This is a genomic window from Gammaproteobacteria bacterium (assembly GCA_029862005.1).
GTDB lineage: Bacteria > Pseudomonadota > Gammaproteobacteria.
Genome location: JAOTYD010000001.1, coordinates 182,116 through 203,399 on the forward strand (window position 1 = coordinate 182,116; position 21,284 = coordinate 203,399).

Annotated in this window: 21 protein-coding genes; 6 read left to right on the forward strand and 15 right to left on the reverse strand. The window is 54.4% G+C overall.

What is annotated here, in order from left to right:
• Positions 1 to 18: 18 nt before the first annotated feature.
• A complete protein-coding gene (locus tag OES20_00900; GenBank protein ID MDH3633238.1) occupies positions 19 to 471 on the reverse strand; it encodes a VOC family protein in 453 nt (150 codons plus the stop codon).
• Positions 468 to 833: a metalloregulator ArsR/SmtB family transcription factor gene (locus tag OES20_00905; protein MDH3633239.1), complete on the reverse strand. Its 366-nt coding sequence runs from the start codon at positions 831 to 833 to the stop codon at positions 468 to 470. The genes OES20_00900 and OES20_00905 overlap by 4 nt, the downstream gene beginning before the upstream one ends.
• Before the next feature lie 167 nt (positions 834 to 1,000).
• Here OES20_00905 and betA point away from each other — a divergent pair, with 167 nt between their 5' ends.
• Positions 1,001 to 2,668, forward strand: coding sequence for a choline dehydrogenase (gene betA / locus OES20_00910; GenBank protein ID MDH3633240.1), 1,668 nt, complete (start codon positions 1,001 to 1,003; stop codon positions 2,666 to 2,668).
• Positions 2,669 to 2,684: 16 nt separating this feature from the next.
• Here the strand turns inward: betA and OES20_00915 are convergent, their stop codons facing one another.
• Positions 2,685 to 3,119, reverse strand: coding sequence for a host attachment protein (locus OES20_00915; GenBank protein MDH3633241.1), 435 nt, complete (start codon positions 3,117 to 3,119; stop codon positions 2,685 to 2,687).
• Positions 3,120 to 3,302: 183 nt separating this feature from the next.
• On the opposite strand from OES20_00915, the gene OES20_00920 reads away from it, so the two are divergent.
• On the forward strand, positions 3,303 to 4,550 hold the full coding sequence (locus OES20_00920; GenBank protein ID MDH3633242.1) for an HDOD domain-containing protein: 1,248 nt from the start codon (positions 3,303 to 3,305) through the stop codon (positions 4,548 to 4,550).
• Between the two features lie 117 nt (positions 4,551 to 4,667).
• Here OES20_00920 and OES20_00925 read toward each other — a convergent pair whose 3' ends face one another.
• The 4 genes from OES20_00925 to OES20_00940 form a co-directional block, all read right to left on the reverse strand.
• Positions 4,668 to 5,801 (reverse strand): sodium ion-translocating decarboxylase subunit beta, encoded by a 1,134-nt coding sequence (locus OES20_00925; protein ID MDH3633243.1) that lies wholly within the window; start codon positions 5,799 to 5,801, stop codon positions 4,668 to 4,670.
• Positions 5,802 to 5,806: 5 nt separating this feature from the next.
• Complete coding sequence (oadA, locus tag OES20_00930; protein MDH3633244.1) at positions 5,807 to 7,618, reverse strand: sodium-extruding oxaloacetate decarboxylase subunit alpha; 1,812 nt, start codon at positions 7,616 to 7,618, stop codon at positions 5,807 to 5,809.
• Between the two features lie 6 nt (positions 7,619 to 7,624).
• On the reverse strand, positions 7,625 to 7,846 hold the full coding sequence (locus OES20_00935; GenBank protein MDH3633245.1) for an OadG family transporter subunit: 222 nt from the start codon (positions 7,844 to 7,846) through the stop codon (positions 7,625 to 7,627).
• A gap of 109 nt (positions 7,847 to 7,955) precedes the next feature.
• The gene (locus OES20_00940; GenBank protein MDH3633246.1) at positions 7,956 to 9,632 is read right to left on the reverse strand and encodes a thiamine pyrophosphate-binding protein; all 1,677 of its coding nucleotides are present in this window, start codon (positions 9,630 to 9,632) and stop codon (positions 7,956 to 7,958) included.
• A gap of 227 nt (positions 9,633 to 9,859) precedes the next feature.
• Here OES20_00940 and OES20_00945 point away from each other — a divergent pair, with 227 nt between their 5' ends.
• Positions 9,860 to 10,738, forward strand: coding sequence for a DMT family transporter (locus OES20_00945; protein ID MDH3633247.1), 879 nt, complete (start codon positions 9,860 to 9,862; stop codon positions 10,736 to 10,738).
• A 33-nt stretch (positions 10,739 to 10,771) separates the two neighbouring features.
• On the opposite strand, the gene OES20_00950 is transcribed toward OES20_00945, so the two are convergent.
• The gene (locus tag OES20_00950; GenBank protein MDH3633248.1) at positions 10,772 to 11,731 is read right to left on the reverse strand and encodes a 2-dehydropantoate 2-reductase; all 960 of its coding nucleotides are present in this window, start codon (positions 11,729 to 11,731) and stop codon (positions 10,772 to 10,774) included.
• 359 nt (positions 11,732 to 12,090) lie between these two features.
• Here OES20_00950 and OES20_00955 point away from each other — a divergent pair, with 359 nt between their 5' ends.
• Together OES20_00955 and OES20_00960 are read left to right on the forward strand one after the other, a co-directional pair.
• On the forward strand, positions 12,091 to 12,924 hold the full coding sequence (locus OES20_00955) for a helix-turn-helix domain-containing protein (protein MDH3633249.1): 834 nt from the start codon (positions 12,091 to 12,093) through the stop codon (positions 12,922 to 12,924).
• A gap of 70 nt (positions 12,925 to 12,994) precedes the next feature.
• Positions 12,995 to 14,263: an aminotransferase gene (locus tag OES20_00960; GenBank protein MDH3633250.1), complete on the forward strand. Its 1,269-nt coding sequence runs from the start codon at positions 12,995 to 12,997 to the stop codon at positions 14,261 to 14,263.
• A gap of 65 nt (positions 14,264 to 14,328) precedes the next feature.
• Here the strand turns inward: OES20_00960 and OES20_00965 are convergent, their stop codons facing one another.
• Genes OES20_00965 through OES20_00975 form a run of 3 tightly spaced genes read right to left on the reverse strand, consistent with a single transcriptional unit; the run spans position 14,329 to position 17,518 of the window.
• Positions 14,329 to 15,483: a DSD1 family PLP-dependent enzyme gene (locus OES20_00965; GenBank protein MDH3633251.1), complete on the reverse strand. Its 1,155-nt coding sequence runs from the start codon at positions 15,481 to 15,483 to the stop codon at positions 14,329 to 14,331.
• 17 nt (positions 15,484 to 15,500) lie between these two features.
• A complete protein-coding gene (locus tag OES20_00970) occupies positions 15,501 to 16,451 on the reverse strand; it encodes a pyridoxal-phosphate dependent enzyme (protein ID MDH3633252.1) in 951 nt (316 codons plus the stop codon).
• Positions 16,452 to 16,504: 53 nt separating this feature from the next.
• The gene (locus OES20_00975; GenBank protein ID MDH3633253.1) at positions 16,505 to 17,518 is read right to left on the reverse strand and encodes a response regulator; all 1,014 of its coding nucleotides are present in this window, start codon (positions 17,516 to 17,518) and stop codon (positions 16,505 to 16,507) included.
• A 71-nt stretch (positions 17,519 to 17,589) separates the two neighbouring features.
• Here OES20_00975 and OES20_00980 point away from each other — a divergent pair, with 71 nt between their 5' ends.
• A complete protein-coding gene (locus OES20_00980; GenBank protein ID MDH3633254.1) occupies positions 17,590 to 18,243 on the forward strand; it encodes a hypothetical protein in 654 nt (217 codons plus the stop codon).
• Positions 18,244 to 18,249: 6 nt separating this feature from the next.
• Here OES20_00980 and OES20_00985 read toward each other — a convergent pair whose 3' ends face one another.
• From OES20_00985 to OES20_01000, 4 genes are read right to left on the reverse strand one after another with little or no spacing between them, the layout of a single operon-like run.
• Positions 18,250 to 19,014: a uracil-DNA glycosylase gene (locus OES20_00985; protein MDH3633255.1), complete on the reverse strand. Its 765-nt coding sequence runs from the start codon at positions 19,012 to 19,014 to the stop codon at positions 18,250 to 18,252.
• A complete protein-coding gene (gene uraD / locus OES20_00990) occupies positions 19,007 to 19,519 on the reverse strand; it encodes a 2-oxo-4-hydroxy-4-carboxy-5-ureidoimidazoline decarboxylase (protein ID MDH3633256.1) in 513 nt (170 codons plus the stop codon). The genes OES20_00985 and uraD overlap by 8 nt, the downstream gene beginning before the upstream one ends.
• Before the next feature lie 8 nt (positions 19,520 to 19,527).
• Positions 19,528 to 20,430: an allantoinase PuuE gene (puuE, locus tag OES20_00995; GenBank protein MDH3633257.1), complete on the reverse strand. Its 903-nt coding sequence runs from the start codon at positions 20,428 to 20,430 to the stop codon at positions 19,528 to 19,530.
• A 17-nt stretch (positions 20,431 to 20,447) separates the two neighbouring features.
• The gene (locus OES20_01000) at positions 20,448 to 21,167 is read right to left on the reverse strand and encodes a GntR family transcriptional regulator (GenBank protein MDH3633258.1); all 720 of its coding nucleotides are present in this window, start codon (positions 21,165 to 21,167) and stop codon (positions 20,448 to 20,450) included.
• Positions 21,168 to 21,284: the final 117 nt, after the last annotated feature.

Sequence of the window (21,284 nt, forward strand, 5' to 3'; positions counted from 1 at the left end):
TATTGGTTGAAATCGTTGTTAGCAGCAACTGGAACCGGATTTGTCTTGCGGGCGACCGCAGCAGGCCGAATCAGCATTGGCATTCTTGATGATATCGGTGCCGTAAACCGGGCTTTCACCCAGCGTCAGGAAAGTCTCCCAGGCAATGCTGTCGGGATCGAAGATCCAGCTCTTCTCCGAGTTGGCATAGCAGCAGGTCGTTGCGCCTTCCTCGATCATCGGCGCGCCGGCGGTTTTCAGGCGCGCGTAGACTTCACCGAGTTCGCTGTTGTTCTCGACCTGGATGCCAAGGTGATCGAGGCCCTTGCGCTCACCACGGGTAGTGATGGCAAAGTTGACGCGCGGGTCGTCCAGCATCCACTTGGCATAATCTTCCTTGAGCACGGTGGGCTCGGCGTCGAATAACGAGTTGTAAAAACCGACCGAGGAATCGAGATCGGAAACCGAAATATTAACGTGCAGGCGTTTCATGAGTTTACTCCATTGAGGTTGGTTGGGTCGCAGCAGCGGGGTAGCAGGCTCTCGAGTACCGGCAAGCAGACCTCGGGATTACCCTCGCAGCATTCTTCCATCAGGAACGAAAACAGCGCGCGGGTGCCATCGAAGTCGATGCTGTAGATAATCGAGCGGCTTTCGCGCCTGGAGTTGACCAGGCCCGCGTTGACCAGGGTCGACAGGTGTGTCGACAGGGTGTTATGCGGGATTTCCAGCGCATCGGCAATGCGGCCGGCGGCCAAGCCCTCGCTGCCGCTGCGTACCAGCAGCCGGAAAGCCTTCAGCCTGGATTCCTGCGACAGTGCATTGAGCGCCTTTGCTGCATTAGATATGTCCATATGTCGACGATAATCGACATATGGTTGTAAGTCAAGAATATTTTGATGATCGGGTCGGCTTGTTATTGAAGGCTCGTCCCGCCTACAGTTATAAAGAAAGATTTGCAAATAATGAGCGGCCATTCAAAATAGGATCTCCAGAAATCGCTTAATTCAGACAGCAATTTATGGCACTAACTTTCGATTACATCATCGTCGGCGCGGGCTCGGCCGGTTGCGTACTCGCTAATCGTCTCAGCGAAGACCCGGCGGTCACGGTCGCATTGCTCGAATTTGGAGGTAGCGATAACAGTATCTTTATCCAGATGCCGACCGCGTTGTCGATCCCGATGAATATGGCGAAGTACAACTGGGGTTACAAGTCCGAGCCCGAACCCTATCTCGATAACCGTCGCATGGATTGCCCGCGCGGCAAGGTGCTTGGTGGGTCGTCATCGATAAACGGCATGGTCTACGTGCGCGGCCACGCGCAGGACTTTGACGAATGGGAAAGCCAGGGCGCGAAAGACTGGGGCTATCGCCATTGCCTACCCTATTTCAGGAAAGCCGATAACTGGGCCTTCGGTAGTGACGAATATCGATCCCAGGATGGTCCACTGGCAGTCTGCAATGGCAATAATATGCAGAATCCCCTGTACCGGGCATTCATTGAAGCGGGTGAACAGGCCGGCTACATGAAAACCGCGGATTACAACGGTCGCCAGCAGGAAGGTTTCGGTCCGATGCACATGACGGTAAAGGACGGCGTGCGCTGGTCAACGGCAAATGCTTATTTAAAGCCGGCACGGGAGCGACCCAACCTGGAAGTTATCACCGGTGCCCTGACCCAGCGCATTGTGCGCGACGGCAAGCGCGCTACTGGAGTCGAGTTCATCCGCGCAGGTGGCAAGCAGACCTTGAATGCCGGTCGCGAGGTGATACTCAGCGCCGGCCCGATTGCGTCACCCCATTTGCTGCAACTATCTGGCATTGGCCCGGCCGCGGTATTACAAACGGCCGGTATCGAGGTTGCCCACGATCTGCCGGGTGTCGGTGAAAACCTGCAGGACCACCTCGAATTCTACTTCCAGTTTCGCTGTAACCAGCCCATTACGCTGAACGCCGAACTCAGCCCATGGCGCAAGTTTTTAATCGGTTCCCGCTGGTTGCTGACCAAAAAGGGCCTGGGCGCGACTAACCATTTTGAATCCTGTGCGTTTATTCGCTCGAAGGCCGGGGTGAAATGGCCCGACATCCAGTATCACTTTCTGCCGGGGGCGATGCGCTACGATGGCAATGCCGCCTTCGATGGACACGGTTTCCAGGTACATGTCGGCCATAACAAGCCCAATAGTCGTGGCACCATCAAGGCACGCACGCCGAGTGTTCAGGACAAGCCCGAGATTATTTTTAATTATCTGCAACGCCAGGAGGATATCGAGGCCTATCGTGCCTGCGTGCGCTTAACGCGCGAGATCATTGGTCAGCCGGCGATGGATGCCTATCGTGGCCCCGAAATTCAACCCGGCGAATCGATTCAAACTGATGAAGAAATCGATGCCTTCGTGCGTAGCGCGGTCGAATCGGCCTATCATCCCTCCTGTGCCTGCCGCATGGGTGAAGACGATATGGCCGTGGTCGATTCGAAAACCCGGGTGCGCGGAATCGATGCCTTGCGCGTGGTGGACTCGTCGATTTTTCCAACCATTCCGAACGGCAACCTGAACGCACCGACGATTATGCTGGCCGAGCGTGCGGCGGATATCATCAAGGGCAAGGGCATGCTCGAAGCCTCCGACGCCAATGTCGGTCTTGGCCAGGACTGGGAAACGCTGCAGCGCTCCACCACGACCTAGCAATTCGGGCGTTTATTTAGAGTCGTTTCGGTAAATGAGAACGAATGTCGTCAATACTGTGGTTGACCAGGTCCTTGCTTATCTCGCCCTCGAGCAGCGCGCTGCATTGTTTGTTCATAGAAGAGCGCAGCAAACCCAGGAATTTCGGTGATGCGACAAGGTAAACCCTGCGCAGGTCGCTGCCTTGTCGAAGCCTGTCAATTTCAACACATAATTCATCGGCAAAATTTTTCATCTCCTTGTCGTGAGCCGTTCTTTCATGCCCCATGGAATGTTTACCATATCCCCCTGCATCGGATTCGCTACCGGTTCCATCGCTGACAAGGTCCTGCTCGCGCAGGCGGCTCTCCGGATGAATGAAATCCCTGTCATCGATCAACGGGCTTTGCCCGCTCTCAGCCACCAGAATTCTTGCCTTACTGCCGTCTGCGACCACAACACATATGGACATTTTCGTACCCCCTAGATATTGGATAAATAAATTGACTCTACTATGAAATCGGGAAACGGCTATCGACGCAGATCAATAAAATCCGCGTAAATCCCGGTTTAAGTCCGGCCGACATCAGCCGATAAGGTCTAATATATTCTATGGTCCTTGAATAATCTGATTCTTCCCCGGGGAAGCATAAGCATGCAAAGCAATACTGCAACACTCGACCATTCGGCTCTGAAACGGATTCGAAGTCTGGCGCTATTCAACGATAAACAACTCGACAACCTGGCCGCCAGGCTTGAACTAAAAACTGCCCAGCCGAAGCAGCGCATCATCGGCTTGGGTGATACGGGCGACTACGGTCTGTACCTGTTGAGTGGCGAAGCAATCAGCCAGGACCGGGAAGGCACCCGGTGCAAGGTGGTATCCGAAAGCGATGGTCAGCTACAGCCGATCGCGCAGATTCGGCCGAGTCTTTATGATATCGAAACGCTTTCACCGGTTGTATATCTCGAGATTCCCAACGAACTGCTCACCCAGATGTCATTGCTCGAGGAAACCGCCAGCGCCGGCATGGAAGTCGATATCATAGAGCAATCGGAAGAAGCGAATCGTCTTACCATCAGCCTGTGCCAGGATATCAGCAGCGGCAGCATTTCACTGCCGACGATGCCAGAAGTGGTTCACAAGATCAAGCAGGAATTTGCCGGCGATGACTTTGATGTAGCTAAGATAACGGGGCTGATCCAGTCTGATCCGTCGATAACAGCCAAGCTGCTGAAAGCGGCCAACAGCCCGCTGTATCGAGGTAGCGAACCTATCGAGACCTTGCAGCAAGCCATCCTGCGCATGGGAATGGACGTGATTCGAAAGCAGATCATGATTTACGCGGCGTCGGAACTGTTCCAGTCAAAATCAGCAGGCATGAGAAACCGAATGCAGTCACTATGGAAAAACAGTCGTAAAGTCTCTGCATTCAGCCGTATTCTTGCAGTCAGGTCGGGACATTTCGATCCTGAAATGGCCCAGATGGCGGGATTGATATGCGACCTCGGGATAGTCGCAATACTGGATTATGCGCAAACGCATGGCGATCTCTACGACGATGATGAGGCCCTCGACCAGACCATCCGCGCGATGCATTCCCCTATCAATGGCATGTTCCTTTACCAGTGGAAGTTGGGTGACGATATCGTCACCGTTGGCGAGGAATCCCGTAAATGGTTTCGAAACCATCGCGACGCCGCCGACCTTTGTGACCTCGTGCTTGTTGCTCGCTATTACAGTCTCATCGGTACCCGTGCCCAGAAAGGTCTGCCGGCGCTTGCAAAGATGCCGGCATTTTTAAAACTGCAGCTGGAATTCAGCGCCGAGGACAGTGCCAGCTTTGTCCAGGAGTCCCGAACTGAAGTCGCCGCCATCGAAAGCATGCTTGGATCGGTTTGACAGGTTTGTTTTTCGAAGCTTGATCCAGATAATTTCAACAATTCGCTTTCCGGGTAACCGGCTCCCGTATTTCTTCAGCGAGTGGAAAACAACAACCTCTCCGGATTGACCTTCGGTTCAGCCGACAATCGCGAGCAACACGCCTGCCGCAACGGCCGAGCCGATGACCCCTGCCACATTCGGGCCCATCGCGTGCATTAACAGAAAGTTTTGTGGGTTTGCCTGCAAGCCGATCTTGTTGGCGACACGTGCTGCCATCGGTACCGCTGAAACCCCGGCGGCGCCAATCAGGGGATTAACCGCCTTGCCTGTGACCCGGTACATGATTTTACCCATGATGACACCGGCCGCGGTTCCAATTGAAAATGCGATCATGCCCAATAGCAGAATGCCGAGGGTTTCGGCACTTAAAAACTTGTCGGCAGCTAGCTTGGAGCCAACCGAGAGCCCAAGGAATATAGTCACGATATTGATTAACTCGTTTTGCGCGGTATTGCTCAAACGATCGACCACGCCGCTTTCCTTGAGCAGGTTACCGAAGCAGAGCATCCCGACCAGTGGGGTCGCCGACGGTAACAGCAGCAGCGTTACCAGCAGCAGGATCAGGGGAAATAAAATCCGCTCCAGTTTCGAAACCTTGCGCAGTTGCGTCATTCTGGTCTTGCGTTCTTCCTTGGTGGTCAGCAACTTCATGATCGGCGGCTGTATGATCGGCACCAGCGCCATGTAGGAGTAAGCCGCAACCGCTATCGCGCCGAGCAGGTCCGGTGCCAGGCGCGAACCGACATAAATCGCGGTCGGTCCGTCGGCGCCACCAATAATTGCGATCGCGGCCGCGTCGGCGAGGCTGAACTCGATACCCGGAATCAGGTTCATCGCGATCGCGCCAAACAGCGTAAAGAAAATCCCAAACTGCGCTGCGGCACCCAGTATCATCAGGCTGGGTCTCGCCAGCAACGGGCCGAAGTCGGTCATCGCGCCAACACCCATGAAAATCAGCAAGGGGAACACGCCGGTCTCGATGCCTGCCTGGTAAAGAATACCGAGCAATCCGTCGGGGCCAGCAATGGCGGCGACCGGGATATTGGCGAGAATGCCACCGAAGCCGATTGGAATCAGCAACAGGGGTTCGAAGCCCTTATGGATTGCGAGGAAGATGAGCAAACCACCCACCAGGATCATGATCACCTGGCCGAAGGTGAAATTGTACAACCCGGTCGAAGCCCAGAGTTGCAGTAGGCCTTGCTCCATCTGGTTTAGCCTATGGTCATCAGGGATTGATCGGCCTGGATCGCATCACTCTTCTTGATCGCGATCGAAACAATCTTGCCGCTCGCGTTGGCACGAATCTCGGTTTCCATTTTCATCGCTTCGACGAGGATCACCGGATCACCTTCATTGACGGTGTCCCCGACCGCGACCAGGATATCGATAACGCTGCCGGCCAGTGGTGCCCTGATTTCGGTTCCACCCGCGCTGACGGGTGCTGCAGTTGCCACTGGAGCCGCGGCAGCGGCTGTCGCGACCGGGGTGACTTGGCTGATATCGCCATCTCCTGGGCCCACGACGACGTCGTACTGGGTTCCGTTTACGCTGACACGGTAACTCTCGGTTGTTGCGTCAGCGACAGGCGCTGGCGCCGCCGCGATAGCGGCTGGTGCCGGTGCCGCCACCGGTTCGCTTCCCGGTGCGGGCTCGAAGGCGTCTGGATTGCCGCGATTTTTAAGGAAGTTAATGCCAACCTGCTGAAACAGCGCGTAAATTAAAACATCATCAATTTCGTCTGCGGCCAGCTTGATGTTTTCGGCCTTGGCGATTTCGCGTAGCTCCGCGCTGAGCTTATCTATCTCGGGTTCGATTAAATCGGCAGGTCGGCAGGTTATCGGCTCCTTGCCATCGAGTACGCGCGCCTGCAGTTCCTTGTTTACCGGCGCCGCGGTAGCGCCATATTCCCCGCGCAGCACGCCCGCGGTTTCCTTGCTGATCGACTTGTAGCGTTCGCCGCTGAGGACGTTGATCACGGATTGAGTACCGACAATTTGCGAAGTCGGCGTAACCAGTGGCACGTATCCCAGGTCTTTACGCACCGTCGGGATTTCCTTCAGTACTTCGTCAAGCTTGTCACTGGCGTTTTGATCGCGCAGTTGATGCTCGAGATTGGTCAGCATTCCGCCTGGAACCTGCGCGGTCAGAATGCGTGGATCGACGCCTTTTAATGCGCCTTCGAATTTTGCATACTTTTTCCGTACCTCCCGGAAATAGAGCGAGATCTCTTCAAGCAGGTCGAGATCGAGTCCCGTGGCGCGCTCGCTGTCTTCCATGATCGCAACAAAGGTTTCGGTGGGTGAGTGGCAGTAGGTCAGGCTCATCGACGAGATTGACGTGTCGATAATATCGACGCCGGCATCGATCGCCTTCATCAGGGTCGCAGTCGACAGGCCTGTGGTTGCGTGGCTGTGTATAGCCAACGGAATCTCGCAACTCTCCTTGATACGGGTAACCATTTCTTCGGCGGTATAGGGCTTGAGCAGGCCAGCCATGTCCTTGATGCAGATTGAATGACAGCCCATGTCTTCCAGCTTCTTCGCCATGTCGACCCAGAGATCGACGTTGTGCACCGGGCTCAAGGTGTAGGACAGTGCACCCTGGGCGTGCTTGCCGACGGCGATAGTTGCCTTGACCGCGGTTTCGAAATTACGCATGTCGTTCATCGCATCGAAGATGCGGAATACGTCCATGCCATTTACCGCACAGCGCTCGACAAATTTTTCGATCACGTCATCGGCGTAGTGACGGTAGCCCAGAGCGTTCTGTCCGCGCAGCAACATTTGCATCGGCGTGTTGGGCATTGCGGCCTTGAGCTGCCGCAGGCGCTCCCAGGGGTCTTCACCGAGAAAGCGAATGCAGGCGTCAAAGGTTGCGCCCCCCCAGGTTTCGAGCGACCAGAAGCCAACCCGGTCGAGCTTCTCGGTGATGGGTAGCATGTCTTCGATGCGCACCCGCGTGGCCAGTAACGACTGCGAGGCATCGCGTAATACCAGGTCGGTAATCAATAGTGGGTTCGACATATTTGGCTACCTGTTCTTTTTATGTAGATGGATTGCTGCGGATATTGCGGCGATATGTTTATTGTCGACAGTGCTTTTTATGACCTCAGGTGGCTTTACAATCTCTTCGGGGACTATTTTTGACACCATGGAAATAATCGCGATCAGCAAAATCAGAATGATAAACACCGTGCCCATACCCAGGCCCAGTAACTGCAAGCTCTGCGTCAAAAGTGCTTCAATTTCCATTGCAACTCGTTCGGTATGCGCAAAGACGGCGAATTATACTATATGAAGCGGTCATTTTAAGCGTTGTAAATTAGCAGTTTGGCAGCCCAAGGGTCTCGCTGTACGCTGTTCACTTTGCCTGGGCACGCAAACTATCGACGGTCGTAGTCGGGGTCAGGATACCGGGGTCGAGCATCACCTCGATCAGGGTCGGTCTGTCAGTTGCCAGGCAGCGTTCGAAGGCCGCTTCAAATTCACCGGTATTTTCGACTCGCTCGCCATGTGCGCCGTAGGCCTTGGCCAGCGCAACGAAATCGGGATTGACCATGTCGGTGCCGATCACGCGACCCGGGTATTCACGCTCCTGGTGCATGCGAATAGTCGCGTAGATGCCGTTATTAACGACGATCACGATGATATTGGCGCGGTACTGCATCGCGGTGGCAAGTTCCTGGCCGTTCATCATGAAGTCTCCATCGCCGGTAAAGGCCACCACGCAACGACCGGGGTAGCGCAATTTTGCCGCGATCGCAGCAGGCAGACCATAGCCCATGGTGCCGCTGGTAGCTGCCAGTTGGGTGCGAAATTGCCGATAGCGAAAAAACCGGTGCAACCAGCTGGTATTGTTGCCTGCACCATTGCATATAATCGCGTCGTTGTCGGTGCGGTCACGAATCTGATGAATGATATCGGATAGCTGGACCTTGCTGTCGATGCTGATGCTGCGATTCCAGTCGAGATAATTTTGGTGCGCCTGCGTAACCTGTTCCCGCCAGGTATCGGCGTTTGCCGGTTTAAGCCTGGTGTCGGCTATAGCCGATACAAAGGGGCCGGCGCTGGCATTAATCGCCAGGTCGGGCTGGTAGATATGTCCGAGCTCATCGGCACCCGGATGGACATGAATCATGCTTTGCCGCGGGCAGGGAATATCGATTAATGTAAAACCACCGGTGGTCATCTCGCCCAGTCTGGCACCGATAACCAGCAGGCAATCAGCGGCCTTGATGCGCTGGACCAGCGCCGGATTGACGCCAATCCCGAGGTCACCAATATAATTTGGATGCTGGTTGTCGATAAAATCCTGGCAGCGAAACGAGTTGACGAGTGGAAGATTATTGGCTGTGCAAAAATCCTGCAGCTGCAGGCGTATATCCTCGCTCCAGCCACTGCCACCAACAATGACCAGCGGTTGTGCGGTAGATTCCAGCAGCTCTGCCATATGCGAAATATCGGCCGCAGCGGGACTGGTTGTGACGATTTGCGTGGGTCTTGCATCCGTGGCCTCGGTTTGATCGGTCAGCATATCTTCAGGCAACGCCAGCACGACCGGGCCGGGGCGACCACCGGTAGCGATGCTGAAGGCGCGATTCATATACTCCGGGATGCGATCCGCGTCGTCGATTTGCGCGACCCACTTGGCCACCTCGGAAAACATCCGGCGGTAATCGATTTCCTGAAAGGCCTCGCGGTCCAGGTCCTTGCGTGAGATTTGTCCCACCAGCAGGATCATCGGGGTTGAATCCTGCATGGCGACATGCAGACCGCCACTGGCATTGGTGGCGCCGGGCCCGCGCGTCACGAAACAGATGCCGGGTTTACCCGTGAGCTTGCCTTCGGCTTCGGCCATGTAAGCCGCACCACCTTCGTTGCGGCACACGATCAGTGAAATTTCGCTGCGGTCAAATAGCGCGTCCAGCGCGGCCAGGTAGCTTTCACCGGGGATACAGAAAATACGCTCGACCGAGTTTATTTTCAAGGCGTCGATCAAAACTTCGGCTCCACTGCGGAACTTGTCTGGTGTCGTCACAACAACTATCGCCAATATAAATGAATCGGGCTGTACCCCATTTATGCCGGCGTCGGATTTTGTTTTTTAGCGTCCGGGAACGAGGAACTCGTATCTTCGCCATGATCCCGATAAAAAGCAATGCCTGTCAAAGATTGAAGTTGTTGCGATCGGTTGGCCGAAAATCCCCCGCTCTCGCGCGAAAAAATGGATAGGCGAAGATAGCAGAAGAACTTAGAATCTCACGCATGAAGTCGACACATTTGAAAGGCTTGCTGATCACAGCATGTGGGGTCCTGGTGATTTCTCCCGATGGGCTGCTGACGCGCCTGATCGTGACGGATCACTGGACCATGATTTTCTGGCGCGCGCTGTTTCTGTCCTTTGGCATGTGGCTGGTAATCAGTTTTGCCTACCCCAACCGGGTATGGCAGCAGTATAGAACGGTCAAGGGCCCCGGGTTATGGATGGTCACAGCCTATTCACTGGGTACGATTTCTTTTATTTTTGCGATTACGCATACCAGTGTCGCCAACACGTTAATCATCCTCAGTACCACACCTCTGTTCGCGGCTATTATCGGGCGCCTTTTGCTGCATGAGAAAATCCAGCCACGAACCATCATCGCCATTTTGCTGGTGGCGACCGGGATAACGATTATGACGTCGGGCAGTGTTAATCAGCAGAACGGGTTGCTGGGGGACCTCGCGGCAATTCTGGGCTCGTTTTTTCTGGCCTGCGGCTTTAGCTTCGTGCGCCGTTTTCCGCAGGTTTCGGCATTTTCGGCAATATCCTGCAGCGGCCTGTTAACGGCATTGGTAATACTGCCTTTCGCCGCACCGCTGTCGGTCTCCCAGGCGGACCTGGGGTACCTGATGGTCATGGGTTTATACATGTTGCCCATCGGCACCGCGCTAATGTTTCTCGGACCACGCTATATCCCCGCGCCTGAAGTGGGCCTGCTGTTATTGCTGGAATCGATCCTGGGGCCGGTCTGGGTCTGGTTGGCGCTCGGGGAAGAGCCCGGGGCCAGTACCTTGCTGGGCGGGGCCATCGTCATATCAACACTCGTGGTCAATACTATCTGGGCGTTAAAGTTTCCGCGACTTGAGCCCGCCGCAATTTAAACGTAGCAGTTTTATATGGTATCGGAGCCAGCTTCAGCGATGTTTCGAGCGGCGGTTGAATTTCAAAGCGCCGCGCGCGCGCAGTTCAAGTGAACGCAGGCTGTAAAGGATGAAACGATTGACCGGGGTATCGAGATCGACTTCGTAGGCCAGGCGCACCACCGCTCCGTTTTGAGCATCAAGCTCCGACGGCCGGCCTGCAACCAGGTCGCGCTGCATCGATGTAGTCGAATTTGGCGGGATGTCTCCCAGGGTGGCGAGGGTCTTGTCAACGCTGTCTGCCGGCAGGTCGATGCCCTTGGCACGCCCGAGCCGTAACACTTCTTCGATTGCTTCGGTGAGCAGGTCACGTGTTTCCGGCTGGTCGAGTAGCACACCGATCGGTGCTCGCGACACCGCACCGAGGCCACTCCAGGGTGCTATCAACATGAATTTCTGCCACATCGCGACCTGGATATTTTCGGGAATGCTCGACTTGACGCCGCTGCAATGATTGAAGATCTCGGATAACGCGTTAACGCGGGGATCGGGCCGATTGTCGAGGTGGCCGAAACGAATCAGGGGATTGCCACCACTATGCTTGATGTGCCCGGCGCTCGCCTGGAAGGCGACAATGGCGCAAAGCCCACCCAGCACGTTTTCCGCATCGAGAATACCGGCAAGCTGCTCGGGTGCCTCGACACCGTTTTGCAGCGGGATAACCAGGGTGTCCGGGCCCACCATGGGCTTCATCGCGCGCGCGGCTGATGGTACCTGCCAGGCCTTTACGCAACACAGCACGTAATCGACGATACCGACTTCTGCGGGATTATTGGTAACGTTGATCTTGTCGATGCTGAAATCACCGGCGATGCTGCCGACCTTGAGGCCGCTCGAGCGCAACGCCGATAGATTTTGGTTACGCGCGATAAAGACGACATCCTGGCCCAGCTGGGCCAGTCTTCCACCGAAATATGCTCCTACGCCGCCACTGCCGTAGACCGCTATACGCATTTTGTCTCCACTGAAAAAGATAGATTTATCCAGACATTATGGCGCAGTGTCATTGTTTTGTAAGAAAAATTCCGGAACCGGCGTCACGCAAAATGAATATTTGACCGCAAGCTGCCGGTTGATTGGCCGGAGATCGTTCGCTGTGGGGCAGTAAAATTGTCCGAGCAATAACAAGTTAACTAAAAAATGGTAATATTTTTCATTACTTAAAAGATACCTAATTTTCAAATAATAGTTAATAAATTCAAAGAATTATAAAAATATATATAATCAACTTACCTATTTTGGAATATATTTTTAAAAGATAAATGTCGTTTTTGGATATGTTCCATTAACTGCTGGCTGGTAAATTACGCGCCATGACAAACCAGGTTGCCAATATTACGCGCAAACGCGGCAGACCCCCGGGACCGAATAGTCGTGCCGGCGACGGCAAGAACCAGTCATTAATCCGGGCATTAACCTTGTTGGAACGTTTGTCCGAGACGCCTTGGGGATTGAATTTGACCGATCTGTCGTATCAGCTCGGTATGCCGACCGCGACCGTGCATCGCTTGCTCAACACCTTTGAGGAGTTCAATTTTGTCGAGCAGGACGCCGAGCGGGGTTTGTGGTTCGTGGGTTTGAAGGCGTTTACCGTCGGCAATGCATTTTTAAATCGACGTGACCTGGTATCCAGCGCCAGGCCGCACATGCATGCACTGGTCGATTTGTGCGGTGAAACAGTCAACCTGGGCGTGATCGATGATGGCGAAGTGGTATTTATCAGCCAGGTGGAATCGCGGGAAGTCATGCGCATGATCGCTAGTCTGGGCAGCCGGTCGCCCATTCACGCCTCGGGCGTTGGTAAGGCGCTGTTGGCGAACATGACGGAACAGTGGGTCGCGGGCATTTTGCAGCGTCGGGGCCTGGCACGCTATACCGATCACACGATTGATAATCCAACCCAGCTGCGTGAGGAACTCAAACAGGTAAGAAAACTGGGTTACGCACTGGATGACGAAGAACACGCGGTTGGTTTGCGCTGCGTGGCCGCGGCCATTTTTGATGAGAACGGCCAGCCACTCGCCGCGATTTCGATATCGGGACCAAAAGTGCGGATAATGGATGGCCGCCTGAGCGAACTCGGCCATGCAGTTCAGCAGGCAGCCGATGAAATTACCCAGGCACTGGGTGGTTATCGACCAGCCTGAGCCATAAATGCCATGTCGCCGGCTTGGAAGACACGGCTTAACAATTATTAGAGAAACGAGAGACAAGCAAATGTCAGCACAACCAGACTCTAAGCAGAAATTAGCAGAGGGCAATGAAATGTTCCCACAACTTGAAATTCCGCACACGCTAGCCGCGGGACCGGGACCTGGCAACACGGATCCACGCGTCCTCGCAAGATTTGCCGCGGCCGGGGTTGCCGACCATATGCAAGCCGACGTGGTGCGGGGTATGAGAGAAGCCAAGATTATGTTGCGTGAAGTGTTCGGTACCAAAAATGTGTACACCTTCGCGGTCTGTGGTACCGGTTGGGATGGCCTTGATTGCGCCTTCTCGCCCATTCTTCCCGGCGACACCGTGGTTACATTCGTCAACGGTACCTTCAGCGGTATCGATGATTTCAATATCCGCTTGAAAGCATCAACCCCGCAAGATCTTGCGGCGGATCCGCTGAATCCGAAACCTGCCAATGTTATAACTATTAATGTGCCACACGGTGAGTCGGTTACTGGCGACATCGTCGAGGCGGCGCTCGCCGAGCACAAACCGATGTGGGCATTCATGGCGCATTGGGAAACTGGTAGCGGTCGTATCAACGACATCCAGGGTTTCAACGATGCCTGTGCTAAACACGGTGCAATGGGTATCGTCGACGCGGTTTCCAGCCTCGGGATCGCTTACTTTAATATCGATGATTACCCGGCGGTAACCACCTGGGCCTCCTGTCCACAAAAAGGGATACTCGGTTTGCCCTTGACTTACGCACCGATCAGTTTTAACGACAAGGTTATCGAATTACTCAAAAAACGCGGTTGCTACACCTATGTGCACCATCCGATTCTGGAAGCGCGTCACTGGTGTATCGCCGATGGCCAGGATGTCGAAACCGCCGCCTACCACCGTACGCATTCGGGTTATGCGGTTGCGTCTTTCCACGAAGCCCTGCGCCTGTTGCTGCGGCATGGCCGTGAGCAAAAAGCGGCCGATTATGCGTTTTTCGAAAAAGGATTGAGCAGCGCAATCGCGGCGATGGGATGCAAGGTCACCTCAAACATGACCAGCCTGGTGGTCTTTGATCTGCCCGAGGCTTTCGAGGGTAAGGAGAAAGAACTGGTTACCGGTTGCCGCGCGGCGGGTTTCGCAATCTGGAATACGTTGTCGGAACCAGCGCAGATACGGGTAGGGATTCTGAACCATCTGAATTTTGATACCATAAACGAAATCGTAGGCCGCTTTGCCGATGCGATGATCGACATGGGTGCCGAGGTGAATAAGGATCAGATTCTGGACGATCTGAATAGCTATCTTGCCAGCCGTTAGCCAGCAGATGTAAACCAAAAACGCCGGCTCATGCCGGCGTTTTTTTGTCTGCTCTGCGGAGCCGTCTAAAAGGCCATGCCACGTGCGCTAACCGGCCACAGGCATTCGACCTTATCGTTGCGAATCCCGACATACCAGTCATGTAAATTACAGGTTGGATCGCAGTGACCGGGCACCAGTTTAAGCCTGTCATTTAGCTTCAGTCGGTTATCCGGATCGGCGATGACCCCATGCTCATCCGAGCAACCGATATACTCAACATCGTCACGTCCGTAGACTACCGGTAGTCCCGAATCGACGCTCATCACCTTGAGACCAGCATCGCAAATGGCGTCATTTGATCGCGTTTTGGACATGATCGAAGTCCAGATGAAGAGGCTGTTTCCGAATTCAGAAATCTGTTCACCCTGACTGTCGAGCACACGCTGGTAGTCGGCATCCATAAAGATATAGGACCCGCACTGCATTTCGTTGTAGATGCCGGAAGCTGCTTCGAAGGAGTAACTGCCGGTACCGGCGCCGGCAACGATAGTGCAATCGAGGTCGTTGCGCTTGAGCAAGGCCAGTGTATCGGTAGTCATTCGCGTGGCCAGGTCGATTTTGTCGCGACGCTCGGCATAATCGCGAACGTGTTGTGCCGCTCCCTGGTAGGACTGCAGACCGGCAAAGCTCAATCCAGTGGAAGATTCGATTTTTTGCGCGATCCCTAGCGCCGCCTCACCTGGCTGAACGCCACATCGCCCGGCACCGCAATCGATTTCGACCAGGCATTCGATGATGACATCGTGGGCTTTCGCGGCGGCAGACAGGTCGTCAACGTTATGCAAATCATCGACACAGACCAGCACGCGTGCGGTTTTCGCCAATTGCGCGAGTCGTGCAATCTTTCGCGGATCTACGACCTGGTTTGAAACCATGACGTCGGTAATGCCTCCCGCGACCATAACCTCCGCCTCGGCAACTTTCTGGCAGCAAATACCACTGGCACCACCGTGATCGATTTGATAGCGGGCGATATCGACCGATTTATGTGTCTTGGAATGTGCGCGTAAACGTACCCCTGCACCCGCAAGGCGATCGCGTAACATGGCAACGTTATGCTCGAACGCGTCCAGGTCGATGATCAGTGCCGGCGTGGCGACATCGCTTAGATCCATGCCGACAGCCGCGGGGATGTCCAGTCCCACCACCAGCTGTTCTTGATCGGTGCCCTTTTTCATGTTCATTTGGCGCTCGGCTATTTGCAACCCGGGCAGTGTTTCAGGTCGACATTACCCCCGGTAATGATGACACCGACGCGTTGCCCTTCGAACAATTGCCTGTTTTTAAGCATCACCGCCAACGGCACTGCGGACGACGGTTCGATAATGATTTTCATGCGCCCCCAGGTCAGGTACATCGCATCGAGAATTTCATTCTCGCTGGCGAGCAGTACATCGCTGACATATTTCGAAACAAAGTACCAGGTGCGTGGTCGCAGGTTGGTTTTCAAACCATCGGCAACGGATTGTTGCGCATCTCGAGTAATAATTTCCCCCGCCCGAAAGGAACGGTAGGCGTCATCGGCATTGGCAGGTTCGGCTGCATATATCTTCGTTTGCGGTGATAGCGTCGATAGTGTCAGGCAGGTTCCGGAGATCAATCCGCCCCCGCCGATAGGCGCGACCACGGCGTCGAGGCCTTCGATCTCCTGCTGCAGTTCCAGCGCGCAGGTCGCCTGTCCGGCGATGACGCGTGGGTCATCGTAAGGGTGCACCATATCAGCGCCTGATTTTGCAATCACCTGCTCCAGCGTGGCCTCGCGCGATGCCTGCGTGGGTTCACATTCAATTATATTGCCACCGTAACTGCGCACCGCGGCCTTCTTTGTCGCGGGCGCGTTATGGGGCATGACCACGGTTGCATCGATGCCGCGCAGCGCGGCAGCGAAGCTGAGTGCCCCTGCGTGATTACCCGAGGAATGCGTGGCGACTCCCTTTGCCGCATCAGCATCGCTCAGGCCAAACACGGCGTTAGTCGCGCCACGTGCCTTGAAGGCGCCGACCTTTTGCAGGTTTTCACATTTAAAGAAGATTTCAGCGCCGGTTAACTGGTTGAGGTAGCTCGAGGTCAGCACCGGGGTGCGATGAATATAGGGGGCGATACGCTCATGCGCCTCAACTACATCGTCAAATGTCGGAATGTTCATGCTGGCAGCCTTACCGGTCCGTAAACTCGCAAGCCGTAATAATGCCACAGAATCTAGACTAGCTTGATATTCGAGACACGAATTCGGAAGCGGTTGTCATTTTCGATTGAAGCATTCAGCTTGAGATTCATGAGGTCAGCGTAAGATTTAACCAGTGAGAACCGGGCCAAAGGCCCATCGTAGCCATCATTGTTATTGCCGTTATAGAAATCCTTGAACATTGTTTTCAGCTCGTCGCTGGTGAGCGACTTCGACATTGGGTTTTCGATTTCAACCGCACAGTATTCAGCCCCTGCTTGAACCTCGATCCTGATTTCCGATCCCGCGGGGCTGTGCGAAATCGCATTCATAATCAGGTTCGCGAGTAAATGCTCCATCCATTTTGCATCCACCAACAGGGTTGGCAGCTTTTCTGCAGGCAACTGCAGCGAAATTTCATTTTGTTCTGCATCTTTCCTAAGCTTTGAGGATACTCTGTTAAGCAGTTTGGAGAATTTAATTTCGCTAATCACCAGCTCGATTTCCCCATGATCACAGTGACATTGCTGCAGCAGATTCTGGATCAATCGATTCAGGTGGGTTGTGGGGTCGATGCCCTCCTCGCGATCGTCCGCGGGTAATTTTGGATTGACCCTGCGTCTCACCAGGGATTGAATTCGTGCATGCAGATCATCGCAGGAAAACGGTTTCACCAGGTAGTCATCGGCACCCTGGATCAGTGCGGTTACCCGGTCATGGATTTGATCACGCGCCGACAGAATCAGAATATCAACCTCGCGATCCAGTTCACGAATTTCATGCAGAACCAGCAGGCTGGATTCTTTCGGCAACATCAAATCAAGAATAATAACGTCGTAGTCGTGGTTCGATGCATAGCTGATTGCCTTGGTACCCTCATCGACCACGTCGACCGCGTAACCAAAGGCCTGCAATCCGGCGCTCATCGAATCTTGCAACCTGGCGGAATCTTCTACCACGAGAACTTTCATGGTTTCGTTGTAGCGGACGAATCTGAAGATTGGCTTAAGATAACTCGTAAATCGATTGATACTTATCAAATTCGCCATTAATTCCTAAGCTAGAATTCAGGTTGCCAGGTTACTCTTTATAATCTGGCAATTGATACTCAGGAAATGTTATGAAATTCTTGCAGAATTTATCGATAGCTACCGTATTAACTTCGTTCTTATTTACTCTTCCAGGTGGGCTAAAAGCCGATTCTAGGAATCAGTATGAACTATCGGGTCACCTGAATATAGTCGGGGCCAATGGCACGCCTTCCAATGACATACTGGGATTTGGGATTATCCTGCACCGTAAACTATCCGATGACTGGTATCTGGGTTTCAGCCTCGAAAATGCGACCGATTTCGATGTGGAAAGACCGAACGAAGAGCTTAGCATCGATAGTGTTAGCGAAACCGATGCCCTGGGCACAATGAATATGTTTACGGTGGTAGCCGAGCGTCGTTACGCACTTGACTCGGAGGGTTGGGTCGGATTCTGGAATCTGGGTGTCGGCATCGCCGACATAGATGTCGATGATGCGGATGGCGATGTCAAAGGCGGGGGCAGGTTTGATATCAAAGTCGACGCCGATACCGAGACTGTTCTAATCGGCAGTGTCGGCGCGTTGCAGCGATTAGGCGAACACTGGTCGGCGCGCTACGAGGCTACGCTCGAACAGCACATTGCCGACTGGGAAATAGAGGACAGGGTTAGCGGCAGAACCGATTCGTACGATGATTATCTGGTATATGGTCTTCGGATTGGAATGAACTATCGATTCTGAAAATCCTCAACTGACTGTTGCGTGCTTTTGCAGAACCCGCAGTTCGGCAAACAATTGCAGCATGTCGGGATTATCGATGAACGAAATATTGTAAGGATGCTCGCAAACCAGCTTGTCGTATTCCCCGCTAGCAGGCATGTCCTCTAATAGCTTCGCAATCCGGCCCCACAGCAGCAAGGTAATGCGCTCGGTGGAATTTTTTGCGATCAGGGCTAACAGGCGAATGAGGAATTCCTGCCAATGGCGCGCTTCCCAGGCGGGTTTGCGCCCGGGGTGCAGCACCGGGGTCGCGTTGAGCATAAGAAACCCGGCGCGTTCAAGGTTCGCGAACAACTCGATCAGTGTCTGGATCAAGCCTCCCTTGTCGAGCCCTGCGATCGACTCCTGCGTTATTTTACCTGCGCTGTCCTTCTGTAGATGTCCCTCGGCAACCAGGGCTGTTTTGACGATGTTGCGCAGCGAGGTGGCGCGGTTAACTGCCTTGCTCAAGCCCTTTTCACTCCACAGGTTGCCGACCGCGGCGTCGTAGAATGCGATCCCATTCGCCGACTCAGGGCGCGGGTAGGGCGATTCGCCGATTAGCAGGTAACCTACCCCGGTTCGGTCACGCCGAAACGCGGCCAGCAGTCGGTCGATACCGGGCAGCCAGCTGTCGTCCTGTAACAGGGATTCGAGGTAATCCGGGTCCAGGGTCAAAAGCGATTCGACGAGGATTTGTTGCCAGTCATCGTGCACCCCTGAGCGTTCGATCAGGGTATCGATTCTACTCATCTATAAGGGCGTCGATACGAATGCGCGCTATCTTCTCGACCTCGCCAAGCGCCGTCTCAAATTCCTGGTCTTCGGTATTTTTAAGTCGATTTTTCATCGCGGCGATAATCTGATGCTTGTCAAGGCCGGTCACCGCAATGATAAACGGAAACCCGAATTTCGCATGATAAGCCTGGTTGAGTGACCCGATTTTCTCGAGTTCTGCAGCGCTGCACTGGCTCAATCCGGCCCCGGCCTGTTCGTCCTTCGATGCATCGGTCAGGGTGCCCTCGCTGGCCTCCTTGCCTGCCAGTTCGGGGTGACTGCAGAGTAAATCCATGCGATGTACCTCCGGTGCGCGCCTGACCGCTGCTGCCATCGCTCGATGTAGCGCCACAGGCGATTCAAAGGGGCGGTCGGGGTACACCAGCTCCGGAACCCACGGAGAATGTTCGAAAATCCCGCCCAGCAATTCGACGAAGCGCTTGGCGCTGCTGCGATTGATTTCATCGATGCTGATGCCCATGGCGGTAATTATGGAGTTCGTGGCGGGTGCCTGTCTATCCAGTGGCGGGCGATATCGATGCGGCGGCATATCCAGACCTTGTCGTGCGTTTGCACGTAATCGAGAAATCGTTGCAGCGCGCGGAAGCGTCCCGGTCTGCCGACCAGGCGACAATGCAGTCCAACCGACATCATTTTGGGCATATCGTCGCCCTCGGCATAAAGCACGTCGAAATTGTCGCGCAGGTACTCGTAGAATTGTTCGCCACTGTTAAACCCTTGCGTGGTTGCAAAGCGCATATCGTTAACATCGAGCGTATAGGGTATGACCAGGTGTGCCCTGTCTTCACCGTTGCTGGTTTTGACTGGCATCCATAGCGGCAGGTCATCGCCGTAATAGTCCGAGTCGTACAGCAGCTCGCCCTGTTCGACCACGAGGCGGCGGGTGTTGGGGCTGTCGCGCCCGGTATACCAGCCAAGCGGTGTGCGCCCGGTCAGTTGGGTAATGATGCCGAGCGCCTGTTGCATATGCTCGCGTTCGGTCGCTTCGTCGATGTCCTGGTAGTGAATCCAGCGCAGCCCGTGGCAGGCAATTTCATGATCCAGTCTGACCAGCTCGGTTGCCAGCTCCGGGTGACGCTCGAGCGCCATGGCCACGGCGAATACGGTTAGCGGCAGTGCGCGTGTTTCAAACTCTCGCAGCAGTCGCCAGACGCCGGCACGTGAGCCGTACTCGTATATCGATTCCATGCTCATGTGGCGTGCCGGGTAACTTTTTGCACCGATTATTTCCGATAAAAACTGTTCTGAGCCCCGGTCACCGTGCAAGACAGAACTTTCGCCGCCTTCCTCGTAGTTAAGCACGAACTGCAGCGCGACACGCGCCTCGCCGGGCCAATGGGCATGGGGTGGATTACGTCCATACCCGACCATGTCGCGCGGGTAGGCGCTCACGCGGGCTCCTCGACCTTTTGCGGGCGCAACAAAGTGGCCAGGTCGGCCGGTGGTTTCTCGGGTTTGTGCTTGATCTTGCTTTCGATATGCAGCAGATGCTGGTTCATGACCTTTTTTGCAGTCCTGACATCGCGTTTTGCAATGGCGTCAACAATCGCCTCGTGCTCCTGGTTACGGCAACGATTCTGTTCATCAATCCCGAGATGGGTCAGGATGACCAGCGGTGTACGGCGAATGATATCGTTGAGGTATTCTTCAAGCACAGAGTTACCTGCCATGTGTGCAAGCTCGCGGTGAAAATCGACCGACAGCGACAGTGCGCGTTCGCTATCGCCGCGCAGGTAGGCCTTTTGTTCCTGGTCCAGCATCTTGCCAAGCTGCTGGATATGCTTTTCCTCCACACGACCGATCAGGGTTTCGAGGATTGCCGATTCGATTACCCTGCGAGTGGCGAATAAATCCTGTCCTTCCTTGACCGATGGCTTCGCCACGGTTGCGCCCCGGTTGGGCGTCTGATCCACCAGGCGCGAATGCGCCAGGCGCGTGAGTACCTTGCGTATCAGGCCGCGCTTGACGCCGAAAAGGTTGGCAAGTTGTACCTCTTTCAGCTTGGTTCCCGGCGCCAGTCGATGGTCAAGTACCGCCTGCTCGATCTGCCGCAAGACGTCATCTTCGCTGATCCCGGTTTGGCTGGGTTTGTTTTTTTGTACTGCCATCTTTGTTCGAGTCGCTTGTCGCATTAGTCTGCGAGTGTAGCATGATAATAAAATTGTTAACAATAATTTATCAAAGTGTTGACAATATTATCATTTAATGCGACTTTAGCACGTCTG